Annotated in this window: 14 protein-coding genes; 4 read left to right on the forward strand and 10 right to left on the reverse strand. The window is 32.9% G+C overall.

The features are described 5' to 3' along the window. The first annotated feature begins 76 nt into the window (after positions 1–76). The 4 genes from NRK67_09130 to NRK67_09145 are packed head-to-tail and all read left to right on the forward strand — an operon-like array spanning position 77 to position 4,387. Positions 77–1,213 carry a mandelate racemase/muconate lactonizing enzyme family protein gene (locus tag NRK67_09130; GenBank protein ID UUV19574.1) on the forward strand — a complete coding sequence of 379 codons (1,137 nt, stop codon included), beginning with the start codon at positions 77–79 and terminating at the stop codon, positions 1,211–1,213. Between the two features lie 16 nt (positions 1,214–1,229). Further along, positions 1,230–2,843, forward strand: coding sequence for a BCCT family transporter (locus NRK67_09135; protein UUV19575.1), 1,614 nt, complete (start codon positions 1,230–1,232; stop codon positions 2,841–2,843). A gap of 22 nt (positions 2,844–2,865) precedes the next feature. Beyond that, entirely contained in the window at positions 2,866–3,222 is a 357-nt protein-coding gene (locus NRK67_09140; GenBank protein ID UUV19576.1) for a UxaA family hydrolase, read from the forward strand. After that, on the forward strand, positions 3,212–4,387 hold the full coding sequence (locus NRK67_09145) for a UxaA family hydrolase (GenBank protein ID UUV19577.1): 1,176 nt from the start codon (positions 3,212–3,214) through the stop codon (positions 4,385–4,387). Before NRK67_09140 ends, NRK67_09145 begins: the two co-directional genes overlap by 11 nt. 123 nt (positions 4,388–4,510) lie before the next feature. Here the strand turns inward: NRK67_09145 and NRK67_09150 are convergent, their stop codons facing one another. The 10 genes from NRK67_09150 to NRK67_09195 all read right to left on the reverse strand — a co-directional run bounded on the left by NRK67_09150 (position 4,511) and on the right by NRK67_09195 (position 14,850). Beyond that, positions 4,511–5,293, reverse strand: a complete 783-nt coding sequence (locus NRK67_09150; protein ID UUV19578.1) for a Cof-type HAD-IIB family hydrolase — start codon at positions 5,291–5,293, stop codon at positions 4,511–4,513. Then, a complete protein-coding gene (locus NRK67_09155; protein ID UUV19579.1) occupies positions 5,290–7,068 on the reverse strand; it encodes a hypothetical protein in 1,779 nt (592 codons plus the stop codon). Before NRK67_09155 ends, NRK67_09150 begins: the two co-directional genes overlap by 4 nt. Positions 7,069–7,077: 9 nt before the next feature. Continuing rightward, complete coding sequence (locus NRK67_09160) at positions 7,078–7,686, reverse strand: metallophosphoesterase (protein ID UUV19580.1); 609 nt, start codon at positions 7,684–7,686, stop codon at positions 7,078–7,080. Between the two features lie 135 nt (positions 7,687–7,821). Beyond that, positions 7,822–8,718: a GTPase Era gene (gene era / locus NRK67_09165; GenBank protein UUV19581.1), complete on the reverse strand. Its 897-nt coding sequence runs from the start codon at positions 8,716–8,718 to the stop codon at positions 7,822–7,824. Positions 8,719–8,789: 71 nt separating this feature from the next. Then, the gene (locus NRK67_09170) at positions 8,790–9,647 is read right to left on the reverse strand and encodes a tyrosine-type recombinase/integrase (GenBank protein UUV19582.1); all 858 of its coding nucleotides are present in this window, start codon (positions 9,645–9,647) and stop codon (positions 8,790–8,792) included. A 4-nt stretch (positions 9,648–9,651) separates the two neighbouring features. Further along, on the reverse strand, positions 9,652–11,310 hold the full coding sequence (gene recN, locus NRK67_09175) for a DNA repair protein RecN (protein ID UUV19583.1): 1,659 nt from the start codon (positions 11,308–11,310) through the stop codon (positions 9,652–9,654). Continuing rightward, on the reverse strand, positions 11,304–12,098 hold the full coding sequence (locus NRK67_09180; protein UUV19584.1) for an NAD(+)/NADH kinase: 795 nt from the start codon (positions 12,096–12,098) through the stop codon (positions 11,304–11,306). The genes recN and NRK67_09180 overlap by 7 nt, the downstream gene beginning before the upstream one ends. Positions 12,099–12,232: 134 nt before the next feature. Continuing rightward, the gene (locus NRK67_09185) at positions 12,233–13,351 is read right to left on the reverse strand and encodes a peptidoglycan DD-metalloendopeptidase family protein (protein ID UUV19585.1); all 1,119 of its coding nucleotides are present in this window, start codon (positions 13,349–13,351) and stop codon (positions 12,233–12,235) included. A 4-nt stretch (positions 13,352–13,355) separates the two neighbouring features. Then, positions 13,356–14,207 carry a permease-like cell division protein FtsX gene (locus NRK67_09190; protein ID UUV19586.1) on the reverse strand — a complete coding sequence of 284 codons (852 nt, stop codon included), beginning with the start codon at positions 14,205–14,207 and terminating at the stop codon, positions 13,356–13,358. Beyond that, the gene (locus NRK67_09195) at positions 14,200–14,850 is read right to left on the reverse strand and encodes an ATP-binding cassette domain-containing protein (protein ID UUV19587.1); all 651 of its coding nucleotides are present in this window, start codon (positions 14,848–14,850) and stop codon (positions 14,200–14,202) included. Before NRK67_09195 ends, NRK67_09190 begins: the two co-directional genes overlap by 8 nt. Between the last annotated feature and the right edge of the window lie 6 nt (positions 14,851–14,856).

Genomic DNA, 14,856 nt, shown 5'->3' on the forward strand with positions numbered 1-14,856 from the left:
ATATTTTAACTTTGATAAATAAGGTTTGGCACGATTTTTGCTAAAAGTATAAATGAGAAGATAATAGGAGGTTAAAATGAAAATAATAGATATTGAAGTGATTATACTTCGGGTTCCAGAAATAGGAAAAACATGTACTTGGGGTGATGACGCAGTTATTGTAAAAGTACATACTGATTGTGGAATTACAGGAATAGGTGAAAGTGATTCATCACCACTGGTTATAAAGTCAATAATAGAGACTCCCAATTCAAATCTATATTGCTATGGGTTAAAGGAATTATTGATTGGTGAAAATCCACTGGAAATTGAAAAGTTATGGAATAAGATGTACTGGGCATCTAACTATATGGGAAGAAGAGGAGCAGGGATTCATGCAATCAGTGCAATAGATATAGCTCTTTGGGATATTGCAGGAAAATACTATGGTGTTCCGGTTCATACACTTTTAGGCGGGAAATATAGAGATGAAATAATGGCATACGGGACTTTTATTCCGTACAGTGATTTAGAAAAGAACAAAGAAGAGGCAAGGCGTCTTGTGGACAAGGGTTTCAAAAGTCTTAAGTTTGGTGGAGGAGTTTTCGGAGAAGATCCAGATACAGATTATAATATTGTTAAGGCTGTTAGAGATGAAATCGGAGGGGATATCGAACTTCAAATAGATCTAGCAACCAAGTGGAGAACATCAGGTCATGCTATCTATATGGCAAATAGATTAAAGGAATTCAATTTAAATTGGATAGAGGAACCTATCTTGGCTGATGATTCGAATGGATATGCAAAATTCTCTAGCTGTGTAGAAGCTAAACTAGCAGGAGGAGAAGCTCTGACTACCGTACATGAATTTAGAGAATTTTTAGACAAATATGATGCTGATATAGTTCAGCCGGATATCACCAGGTGTGGTGGTATCACTGAAATAAAAAAAATATATGATATGTCTCAAATGCATGGGGTAAGATTGATTCCTCATGGATTTAGTACTGGAATTTTACTTGCGGCTTCTGTACAATTTTTAGCTTCAAGAGAGTATGGAACATTGATGGAATTCTCTGAAAGTCAAAGTCCTTTAGTGACAAAATTGGTTAAAGGAGCTCCAATGTTTAAAGGTGGATATGTCAATGTCAGTGATAAACCAGGGCTTGGAATTGAACTTGATGAAGAAATAATTGAAAAATATAGGGTTAAGATTAGTGATTTATTTAAGTAAAAAATAGGGGGAAGAAATGAGTAAAAAAACAGGTGTAAATGTAGGAGAATTAAAAACAGAAAAAAAAATAGAAGGAGCCAGAATTGATAAAGTATTAATCTCGATTAGTATATTTTTCGTTATTCTGCTAGTCGGGTTATTGTATACCAATCCTGAAACTTCTCAGAAAATTGCAAATATTATATTTGGTAAAATGACAAATTGGTTTGGGTCATTTACATTAATATTTACTTTTTCAGGTTTTGTACTATTAATAGGAGTAGCATTATCCAAATACGGGAACATTAAATTAGGTGACCATAAACCTGAACATACGACCTTTAAATGGGTTGCAATGATGATTAGTTGTGGGCTGGGGTCAGCTACTATTTATTGGGCATTTATAGAATGGGCTTATTATATAGGAACTCCTGGATTAGGAATAGAAGCTAACTCAATAAGAGCATTTGAAATGGCACTGCCTTACAATATGTTCCACTGGGGATTCAGTGCTTGGACATTATATGCTTTAGTTGGATTACCAATGTGTTATCATTTTTATGTTAGAAAAAACGAAGGTCTTAGCCTTAGTTCTATAATCAGTAAAATTACCGGAATTAAAAAAGATGGTGTTCTTGCTACGATCATTAATGTTATGTTTATTTTCATCTGTTTTGGTGGATTAAGTATTACTTTAGGAGTATCAGTACCTTTAGTTTCACAAGTATTATGTGCTGTAATTGGAATCACACCTACTTTCGGAATGAATGTTGCATTAATTTTATTAATTTCCATAGTTTATTCCCTCAGTTCATATATTGGTATCGAAAAAGGAATGGCCAGAATATCAGATTGGAATGGTAAATTAGCGATTTTCTTCCTATTAGCAATTGTAGTTTTAGGTCCTAGTTTATTTATCATGAATAATATTACTAATTCACTTGGATTAATGTTACAAAATTTCGTTGGTATGAGTTTATTTACAGATTCAATAGGGCAAACTGGATTTCCTCAATTATGGACAATATTTTACTGGTTATACTGGATAACTTATGCTCCATTTACAGGGATATTTATCGCAAAAGTTTCAAAAGGAAGAACTATCAGGTCAGTGATTATAAATACTTTAGTTATTGGAAGTATTGGTTGTTTTTCTTTCTTTGGAGTTATTGGAAGTTTATCTATAGACAGACAATTGAGAGGCTTAGTTGACATGACTGGCTTATTAGGTGCAGGTAAAGATACATTCGCCATAATCGAAGTTATGAAAACTTTACCTTTAGGTAGTATATTCATGATGATGTTCTCAATTATAGCTGTATTATTTTTGGCAACAACTTTAGACGGAGCAGCATTTACAATGGCATCTACAGCTACACCTGGATTAAAATCAAATGAAAACCCACATCCAATTCATAGATTGTTCTGGTGTGTATTATTAGCTTTAGTTCCTTTAGTAATGATATTTATAGGAGCAAATTTAAATACAATCAAAACAGCAGCAATTATTACAGGAGTGCCCATAATATTCCTTATGATAATAATGGTTTATGGATGGATAAAATGGATGGTAAAAGATTATCAAGTTCATACAAAAAAAGAAAATAATTATATTTTAATTGATAATGAAAAAGAAAATAATTATAAATAAATTTAGTAAAAAGGATGAAATTATGAATAGATTTAGTAAAAAGGATGAAAAAGATAATGTTGCAACAGCATTAGTTGATTTAGGAAAAAATAAAGTAGCCCATATCTATCTATCTAATGGTGAACATTTGATAAATATACAGTCTAACGAAATGATACCCCATGGAAATAAAATTGCTCTAAATGATATTAATAATGGAGATAAAATTTATAAATATGGTGAAGTTATAGGGATATGTACAGAGGATATAAAAAAAGGAGACTTAGTACATGTACATAATGTAAAAAGTTTAACAGTAGATATTCCACAAGAATTTAAAAAAGAAATAATGAGACAAATTAAAGTTATACAAAAAGAAGGTGAAGTAAATGAACTTTAAAGGATATAGAAGAGAAGATGGAAGTATCGGGATTAGAAATAAAACTCTGATTATAGTAGTAGATGAATGTTGTGATGGAATTGCCAGAAATATTTCAGAAAAAGTAAAAGATTCAGTAGTTTTGACTAATTCGTATACTTGTATGCTAGGTGGAAATGAAGAAACTTTTAACCAAATGATAGCAGTTGGAAAAAATCCAAATGTAGGAGGAGTTTTAGTTATTGCAATGGGGTGTGGAAGTATTTTACCTGAGCAAATCGCTGAGCCAATTGCTAAAATAGGTAAGCCTGTAGATATACTGACATGTCAAAAAAATGGTGGAACACGTAGAACAATTGAGGTAGGAATACAAAAATTAAAAACAATATCAGATGATATTAATAAAACTCCAAGAGAAAATGTTTCTATTGATGAATTGATAGTAGGTGTGAAGTGTGGTGGATTGGATACAAGTTCTGGAATGGCATCTAATCCTAGTGCAGGAAATGCTATTGATAAATTAATTGATGCAGGTGCCATAGGAATTGGTGGTGAATTGTTTGAACTTCAAGGGTGCCAGGAAAATCTAAGAAGGCGTGCTGTTTCTGAAGAAGTGTTTAATAAAATAGATTCACTGATTGAAGCTGAAAAGTTAAGATGGAGTGTAGAAGGAACAAATGTTGAAACAATGAGTATTGGTAATAGTGTAGGAGGACTTATTACTATTGAGGAAAAATCACTTGGTGCACTTTATAAAATGGGTACCAAACCAATAAAAGATATTTTAGAGATCAATAAAGATTTTATTGATAAACCGAAAGAGAGTGGATTTTATTTATCGGAAGCAACAATGTTATGTGGTGGAGCTGGGGTAAACTTTGCATCTTTAGGAGCTCAAATGGTTTTATGGACAAGTGGAGCTGCGGGATTTAACAATCCAATTATTCCCGTAATTCGTATAAGTGGAAATGAAGATCTATTCAACGCTGATATGGATATTGATGCTAGAGGAATAATGAATGGATCAGATACTGTTGATAATGTTGGTAATAATATAATTAAAAAAATTATTGAAGTTGCAAGTGGTGAAAAGACACAGTTAGAAGATCTAGGAAGTGCAACTCTGACGTTATATCAAAAAGATCAAAGATTAGATAAGCTATTGGGGAATTGTAAAAACAGATAAAAATGAGAATAAAAAAGCTCCTCCTAAATTAATTTAGGAGGAGTTTTTTTACTATCTAGAATTGTGCTTGTTTGGATACAACGTCACGTTGCGTTATTATTGTAAGTTTTTTTAGGAAAAGAGCTATAAATATTTCTTTAAAAATTCTCCGACTCCAGATTCATCGTTAGAGGCAGTAACATGGTCAGCAACCTGCTTTAATTCTTCGAAGGCACCGTCCATAGCAACTCCAACTCCGGCAGTTTCCAACATCTCCTTATCGTTTAACCCGTCCCCAAAGGCTATAACCTGAGATAGAGAAATATTCTCAGCCTCCATGATATTTTTCATAGCTGTGCCCTTGTTGACATTCCCGTCTAAAATTTCCAGGAAAAATGGTCTTGAGAAGGTAGTGTAGACACTTTCTCCTAACTTATCTTTTATATCTTTTTCTATCTTTAATAGATCTTCGTGTTCTCCTACATAGAGAGCCTTTGTAGAAAACATCTCATCTAAGCGATCAAAATCTTTTTCTACAGGGTCTAGTCCTGAGATCTCTTTATATATTTCAGTCTCTTCATTTTGGATATTTTCAGAATACCATATTTCATGCTGGTACAGGTTTAAATGAGTTTTGTGCTCCCTGGCAATCTTTATCAATGCTTTTAGTGATCTTTCCTTTATAGGATATTCTTTTTCACTACCGTTGTGATATATTATTTTAGCTCCATTATAGCAGATAGCAGGAGTCGTTAAGTTAAGTTCTTCATGGTATGACCTCATAGACTCAAAACTTCTACCGGTTGCTAAAAAGATCTTTACTCCCTTATCTTCTAATTTCTTTAATACTTTTTTATTCGTCTCGCTGATCTTATGAACGTTATCTAATAATGTTCCGTCTAGATCCAGCATAATCGCTTTTATCATTGTTCCTCCCATCTGTTAATATACTGCATCAGTAATGTATCTATATCTATTGTACCTTCCATCTGATTTTTTTCTCCATAATTGATGATATCCATATAGAAATCAACAATGGTATAGGTATTTGATTTACCCCTGATAAAGTGCATAAATCTTTCGGTTTTAAAAAACTTTAGCCCCTCTTTATTGTGGGTTAGTTTTTCTAAATCAACAGCAAACTTTTTTTTAACCCAGTCACCGGAAGAATTCTGTTCTACAAAGTTCCATATCTGTTTTTTTATATGGAGGATAGTTTTATAGTTTGTAGTTCCCTCATAAAGATCCATCAATTCACCAAAAGTATCTACATCCTGTCCCTTTATAAGGAGGAGTTCTTTGACTCCTTTAAGAATGTCTCCCTTAAAAGTTTTTTCTTTTTTCAATGTTTTAGAGAGCCAGTCTTGGATGGTAGAGCTTTCCGATCCAATATCTAAGTAAAGATCTTCTAATTCTTCCAATCCTATATTTTTTCCATTTTTTAAAAATTTAATTTTTCTATGGCTAAATTTGAAGTACTGTACAATAAATTCAGCCTCATCTATTTTTTTAGGAGAAAGGTAGTCAAATGTCGGAATTAAAATCTCCAAGATATAGTCTAAAATTCCCTCTCTGATTGAGACATTGGAATAATTTTTTTTATAATAATTCATATAATCCTTCAATTCTCGGTATAATTTTAACTGGTTTTTTTGAATCAATTTGGAAGGTTCAAATAATCTGGATTTGTCTATAAAAATATCGATAGTTGTTCGAAGTTTTGTATAATACCATGATCTGATATCCCTCCTGATTACCTTGGAAAAATAGAGTTCATCTGTAAAATCCCCTCTGATTAATTCCCGGAGGTCTAAAAGTTTATTCTTTTGAACCTCATCCATAGAACTTTCCTTATCTAATTTATATAGTCTCCTAATGAGGGAATCAATATAGCGATTGATTTGTATCTGGGTCTGGATGGTATACTTCTTTCCCAGATAGACCATATTCATATAATCAACTAAGGCATAGGAATAATCATATTTTTTAGTGTTGTTGATCAAATATCTTCTGTGCTCTAAAAATTTTATATAGAGATCACCCTCTAATTTTTTCTCTAAAACCATTCCATTAAATCGCAAAATTTTTATAATTGGAGTATATATATTTTGATACCAATATTTGGATTTTACAAGGGTCTTCCCATGCCCTTCCAAACTTTCAATATCATCCAGGAGCTTTTTATAGTCACCACTCTCTGTCAGATCGAGGTTTAGCTGAGTTTGTTTGGTAAATTTAAATTTTTCCCTATAGTTCAGTTCCTCCTCAGTATCTTCCCCTGAAAAAAATTCCGTTACAACTGCTTCTATAGATGAAAAATTAAGAAAATTAGCTACAGAGATCCTGTGGTTTCCATCGTAGACGTAGTATTCATCCCTTATTTTATAAAGTTCAACTGGAGGAAGTTTAAAATCTCCTAACATCTCAATATAGATGTTACACCACCTGATCTTGACGATACTATTTTTGGGAATAAATCCCTTTTTGAAATCTTCAGTTTTCTGCACACTGCCGACAATTTTAGAGAGAGGAACACTTTGAAGTCCTAAGAGGGAATTGTTATAGGCTGAGAGTTCTTTCTGTATATCTGAAAATTTTTTTAAATCCTCTCTGTGACCCACTGAAATTCCTAATATCTTTCCCTTGCCGACAAATTTATCATAAGCATTTTTAGCTTCTTCCTGGATATATGAACTATTCATAAAGACCTCCTAATTTTTCATATATTCTATAACTTTATATCCATAGGCATTGATAATCCGAGTATCTCCTACGACAGTTTCCTGGGTATCCATATGGGAAACCAGATGAATATGCCCGTGGATCCATAATTTAGGCTTAAAATACTTTAAAATTTTATGAAAGACTTCAAATCCCTGATGGGTAAAATCTTCCCGGTCATTTATCCTCCGTGGAGGAGTATGGGTTACCATGATATCTAGTTTTCTTCCCCAGAAAAGGGAACCTAAATTTAAAATTATCCTCTGGGTCATCTCAAACTCAGAATATTGATTTTCCTGGTAGGAGTACTTTTTACTCCCTCCTAAACCAAATATTTTCAGTCCTTTATATCTTATGATCTTCCCATCTATATTTTTACAGAATGAGATATCATGTCCTTTTTTATGGACATGATTTCCATTGACATAGATGATATCCTTATTGAGAGTTGTAAAAAGGTAATCCAAATAATCATTTCCCAGATCTCCTGCTGAGATTATAAAATCAATATTGGAAAACATCTTTTTTAGCCTATCCATGGGATATCGTCCCAAAATTTCTGTATCACTGATGATAAGTATCTTATATTTTTTCCCCATTGGAGTCCTCCCTTAGCAAAAAAGGAGGAAAAAATCCCCCTAATTTTAATATCTAAAAATATATAAATTACTTAACAAGTTAAAGATAAAATTAAGTTCAAATTACGTCTATTTAAATTTAATATCATGTTCTTTTTATAATTCGTCTAAGTTATATCCCATTTCCTTTAGGAACGGCTTTTTCTTTCTCCACTTATCTTTAACTTTAACCCAAAGGTTTAAATAGATTTTTTTCTCTAATAAAGTCTCAATATCTTTTCTAGCATCGGTACCAACAGCTTTTAAAAGGGCACCTCTTTTACCGATAACTATTCCTTTTTGAGAATCTCTCTCTACATAGATATTGATATCATATTTATCCTTACCATTTTCCCTTCTCTCTACATTGATGATCTCAACAGCAATAGAATGAGGGATTTCATCTCTGGTTCTAGTTAATATTTTTTCTCTTACAATCTCTATAATCATCTTATACATAGGCATATCAGTATACATATCCTCTGGATAGTACATGATTCCTTCCTCTAAAAATGGATTGATAGCTTCTAATAATTTAGGAATACCAATAGCATATTCAGCTGACATAGTTACGATCTTGTGGAAATCTCCTAATTTTGCTCTGATCTCTCCGATTTTTTCCTCGATCTCTTCATCTTTCATAAGGTCAATCTTGTTGATAACTGCAATTCTAGGAGTATTAGGAGCTTTCATAATTTTATCAAAAACAAACTGATCTCCTGTACTGATCTCTTGAGTCCCGTCTAACACCATCATAACTGCTTCTACTTCCCTCAGTGCATTGATAGCTGTGTTGGTCATATGTTCACCTAAAAGATGCTTAGGTTTATGAATTCCCGGGGTGTCAATAAATACATATTGTGTATCTTGGATAGTTAAGATCCCCTTGATTGAATCTCTAGTTGTTCCAGCTTTATTAGAAACTATGGCTACCTTTTCATTTACTATCTTATTCATTAATGTAGATTTTCCTACATTTGGTCTTCCTACTACTGCAATAAATCCTGCTTTCATTAATTCTCCTTTTTTCCTGTTAAATTTTAATCTTTTTTATTATTTCCTGCTTCTTTTAAAATAAGCAGAGGTTATTCATCTCCGATTCCTATCTCCATATATATCTTTTTAATCTGCTGGGTATTCCTGCTGCTGTAAAGACTGGTATTTTGAATGGTAGAATATCCCATCCTATCCTTTACAACATGGGCTCCCTCTGTGTCCAAAATATTTTTTAGAACAGAGTTTCTGATCATATGGGTATATATTTCCCTGTCTAGACTGGCTCTTTTCCCATATTTTATAAGTCTGGCTCTATAATTCTGCCTGGAAATACTGGAAAATATTTTGGTATTTTTATTTCTCAATTGATCTCTTTTTTCCTCTATAAATATCTGCAATCTTTCACTTAAAGAGTTGTCTAAAGGGATCTTATTTATCTTAACGCCCTTAATTTGAGTGATAACCTTATAATCTTCTGATATTATGTCTTCACATCGAAGATCTAAAACTTCTGAGATTAAAATACCAGTCTCATAGAGGATGTCCAAGATGGTCCTATCCCTGTATTCCTTAGGGGAATCATCCATAATCTCTCTCAATTTCTCAATCTCTTCCAAACTTAATATCTCTAAAGTTCTTTTTTCAGGAGGGAGATTTTTTATCTTTTCCATAGGCAGACTATCAATTATACCATTTTTGTAAAAATATTTTAAATATCCTCGAATAGATATTATTTTTCTGTTGATACTGTTATTGGAATAGACTTTTTTTAGGTCTTTTATGAAGTTTAAGATATCTTCCTCTACTATTTCATTTAGAGGTTTATATCTTATAAAGATAAAAAAATCATCTATATCTTTTTTATAAGCTTCGCAGCTGTTATAACTAAAGCTGCTGTCTTTCATGTGTTTTTCAAATTCTTTAAATCCCGGTATTTTGCTGAGCATATTCTCACCCCTTCAGCAGTTCTTTTGCATGTTTTTTTACACTGTCACTGACCTGATCTCCTGCCAGCATTCGTGCGATCTCATCTATCCTCTCTTCTGGATTTAGATTTTTTACTGTGGCTATAGTTTTTCCCTGGATATTTTTTTTCTTAATATAAAATTGCTGGCTGGCCTTAGCTGCAATTGCAGGGGAATGGGTTATACATATGATCTGGGCATTCTCTCCGATATCATACAATTTATCCGCTATCTTTCTAACTGTCTCTCCTCCTACCCCAGTATCGATCTCGTCAAATACCAGTATAGGAACATTATCTACAGCTGAAAATATTACCTTTAGAGCCAGCATGATCCTGCTCATCTCTCCTCCGGAAACTACCTTGGCAAGGGGTTTCATCTCCTGCCCCAGGTTGGGAGCAATCATGAACTCTACTATATCTATTCCAGATCTTGAGATCTTCTCATCGACTTTAAAATCGACCTTAAATCTGGCATCTTTCATATTTAAATATATTAGTTCAGAGGTAAGGTGCTCCTCGATCAGTTTAGCTTTGGTCTTACGGACAGCAGAGAGTTTACCAGCGATCTCCTTATATTTTTTTAGGAGATCTTGTATTTTTTTATTTAACTTTTTTTCCTCAAAATCACTTTCATCCAAAAGATCCAATTCATTTTTTATCTTATCCCGATATCCTAAAATTTCTGAGATATCTTCTCCGTATTTTTTCTTGAGATTGTTTATCTTGTCTAATCTGTCCACTACAGCGTTGAGCCGGTACTCATCTACATCCATATTATCCTGAATGTTTTCTATATTGTATGTGAGATCCTCAACTTCGTAGTAGATTTTTTCTACTTTCTCAAAGATGGCCTCATAGTCTTTTCCATATTGGGAGAGGGTCTCCATATTTTTTTTCACACTGTGGAGTAAAGAGGTTACGTTTACCTCTCCGTCACTTATACTATAGTAGGAATTTTTTAATTTTTCAGTAATCTTACCGGCATTAAAAAGGATCTTATATTCATCTTCTAATTCCTCATCCTCATTTTTAGATAAGTTTACCTCTTCGATTTCTGCTAACTGATATTCATAGAGATCTTTTTTCTCTTTGATATTGTTTCTTGTTTCCGAAAGCTGTATTAGGAGTCTATGGACCTCCTCATAATTAGAGACAATATCTCCCAGCTGATCTTTGATAAGGTGTTCATCTTTATTTAAAAATCTATCGATTAATTTTATATGATTTCCCCTATGGAGGAGCATCTGGTGGGAATGCTGACCTACAATATCTACCAAGGTTCCCATAATCTCCTTTAGGTTGCTCATGGGAACTCTTCTGCCATTTACAAAAGCTTTTCCGCGGCCATTGGATTCCATCCTTCTTTGGACAATTATTTCATTATTTTCCACATCTATCCCCATCTCATGGAGTTCTTCTGCCTGATTTTCATTGGCATCAAAGACACCTTCAGCCAAAAGATAGTCAGCCCCATCTCTAAGCATCTCCATATTAGTTTTTTCACCAATAAGGAGGTTGATACCTGTAAGGATAATCGATTTTCCTGCTCCTGTCTCACCTGTGAGAGCTATTAATTTATCTTGAAATTCTAATTCTAATTTATCTATAATTGCTAAATTTTCAATTCGAAGTTCCCTTAACATATCTTATCTCCCCACTTTAATTTTTCCCTTAAAACAGAATAATAATTTCTCGACTTTGGCAGCACTAACTTTAGTTTTTTATCTGAATATCTGATCTTGATAATATCCTCTTTGGTAACCTCGATAGCGTCATCTCCATCGACAGCTATATAGGCGGAATCTTCTCTACCCTCTAATCTCAGTGTGATCTCCTCTTTCCCATCTACTATTATAGGTCTGGTGCTTAAGTTGTGTGGAGCGATAGGAGTAATTAAAAGTACATCCAAATTAGATCTGATGATGGGCCCTCCTGCTGAAAGGGAATAACCTGTTGATCCTGTAGGAGTAGCAACAATTAATCCATCTGCCCTGTATGTATTGATATAGTATTCCCCTGAAGCTCTAATTCTGATTAATTTTTGCAGGATTCCTCCCTTTGCCAGAACCACCTCATTGAGACCGGTATGTGTTTCTCCCCTGACTTCTACCTCCAACATGTGTCTTTCCTCTAACTTATAGTTGCCCATCAAAACATCTTCATAAACTTGAAGCGCTTCGATCCTCCTTATGTCTGTAAGAAATCCAAGACTTCCCATATTTACAGCAATAGCAAATTTGTTGTGATTAGCTATATCTTTGCTGGCCTGTAGGAGAGTTCCGTCTCCACCGATAACCACGACAAAAGCTGATCCCTCTATCTCTGACTGGACCTCTATACCGCAATTCTCGAAGAACTCTTTGGATACTTCATAAAATTTTATTGCATCTTTTTTAGAGGTATTATATATGATACATACCTTTTTTTTCATCTTTCTCCCCCTATGTGACCAATGGTCAAATATATGATGTATATTTTCAACCTAGAGATATGAATCTCACTGGAAACTTTAAATCCCTAGGCTGATTATGTGATTCTGATTTTATAGTTAGTCTTTAGATAGTTCTAAAAGTTATTTGGATTGGAAGATTTTAGGTTAAACCTTGTCTCATAATAAAGATATGATCTTCCATCGGAGTTAAGTCCTAAAATTCCGATTTCACTTCCTTTTCCTACGGTCTGCCCTAATTTTACATAGTTAGAGATTAGGTTTCCATAGATAGTGATCAAGTTATATCCATGGTCTATCATGACAACTTTTCCCATATTCATAAATTTACCTGCATAGATAACCTTACCCTTATTTGCAGAAACAACCCGATCTCCTAAGTTTCCTTGGATCTCCTGTCCTGAACTACGGATTCCACCGACCTTGGCCTGATTAAATCCAACCAGAACTTTTCCAGAGATAGGTTTTTTAAAACTTCCTAAGTTTTTGGCAACAGTGGAATAATTTACATTTCCCAGCTGCTTGGTTCTGGTTCTGATTATATTATCGATCTCTTTTTCAATAGCAGCTTTTTGCTTTTGAAGGTTTGTTATCGTGTTTTTAGCCTGGTTTGTTTTAGCTGTTGTTATCTTCTTATCTTTATTATACTGGGCAATCAGGTTATTGTGTTGTCTCTTCTTACTCTCTTGCTGTCGTTCCTTATAAGCCAGTTGAGATTGGAGTTTTTTCAGATTTCTCTGCTCCTTTTCGATATCTTCTTTTACTTTTTTTATATTGTTTTGGACACTTTTTATCTCATCCTGTCTCTCCTGGTTGGCCTTTAGGATCTCCTTAAAATTATAGGTATCAATTTCATCGGTTATATCTTTTTTCTGCCACGACTGGAGCATAGCTACATAATCATTTTCCATATTGGTAAGTTCTTTAGAACTAAATTTTAGATTCCGCTTACCATAATCTACCTTTCTGCTGACTACATCAATCTTTATCTTTAAGAGTTCTTTTTCACTTTCGATAATTTTTAATTCTTTTTCTACACGGATTATCTGTTCTTTTAGAGTTTCTGTTTTTTTATCTATAGTCTTGATTTTTTGAGCGTTTTTTTTGATCTCTTCACCTTTTCTTTTGATCTCGTTTTCAATCTGACTGATTTGATTTTTTTTTTCATCGATACTGTTAGAGAATGTATTTGTAGTAATAATCATCAAAGTCAGTAAAAATATTAGTTTTTTCATAGATCTACCTCTTAACCTTTATTAAGTTAAAAGATACAAATGGAAAAATTAAACCGACAAGGAGAATGATAATCCCTACAACTATTCCAGCCTGGACGGTAGAAACTATATAGTTCAACCCGGCTATCTCACTTCGAATAAATTCATAGAGGTTTAAAAAGGTTAAACTTCCTATAATTGCTGCTGAGATAAACTTTATATTATTTATAAAATAATAGGGTCTTAAGATCTCTCTTTTTTCCATACCCAGATATAATTTAGCTTCTATATCATGATTTTGACTGACAACACTGCTATGCATTATATTAAATATCATTATTTTTATAGGAAGCAGTGTGATTAAGAGCAATCCAATTAGAAGTTTATTATTTCTTTTTATCTTTTCATCTAATTTAGTAACACTCTTTTTATTGATTACAACTTCTTTTACACCGTCGATCTCATCGATGATGACTTTTGCTTGATTCAGGTTTTTTTCTCCCTCAGTCTTTACGACAAATGAGTTTAAGAGAGGGTTACCTATCCCACGATTACTGAGACCTAGTTGATCAGCTAATTTTTTAAATGCTAACTCTTTATTTATATAGCTGATTTGTTCGATACCATCAAGGGTTAAAATGTTTTTTTCAATCTTCTCAATACTATTTTGAGAGACGTTGTTATTCATATACACGCTGAGAGTATAACTTTTGTTTAAAGTTTTATTGCTTTGATAGATGTTATAGATAGAGATAACGCTTATATTAAAAAATAAAAATGCAAAGATCAAAGTAGTAAAACTAAGAGTATAGTAGGTTATATTTTTTTGGATTAATTCATTTATCTCGGTATTCATTTGACGTATTTTTTTAAACATTGGATATTGCTCCCTTCTCTAAGATATATTTATCACAATTTATCATATTTTCAATTTTTTTATTGTTGGTAAAAATTACTATGGTTTTGCCCTTGCTGTTGAGATCCTGGAAATATTTCATTAAACTCTCAATTTTTTCAATTTTTAAATGAATTTGAGGATTATCCAAGATGATTAATTCAGGATCTAAAACCAGAGATCTGGCGATGTTAAGTCTTTGCTTTTCCTCTAAATTCAGAGTTGTTAAAGAATTATTTTTTTTATCTAAAAGACCAAAATTTTTTAACTGTTTTTCACCTGTTTCAATGAGTTTCTTAGGAGGTAATTTTGTATGGATCTCCAAAGGAAGAGTTATATTTCCCATGACATCTTTTGTTTGTATAAGCTTAAAATCTTCAAAACAAATTCCTATTCTTTTATGAATTATTTTTGAACGACAATTAAACTTAGAGAGGTTTTTTCCTCCGATTATGATACCTCCGGATTTAGGGATATCCAGCTGGCAGATTAAGTCGATTATCTTATCTTTTTCTGTTTTAGATCTATAATTTAAAAGGATAAATTTTCCATTTGAAACATTTAAATTTAAATTATTAAGATGGGGTTTCTTCTCATTAGTAGTTATATTTTTAAATTTTAACATATTGAT

Source organism: Fusobacteria bacterium ZRK30, from assembly GCA_024628785.1.
GTDB lineage: Bacteria > Fusobacteriota > Fusobacteriia > Fusobacteriales > Fusobacteriaceae > Psychrilyobacter.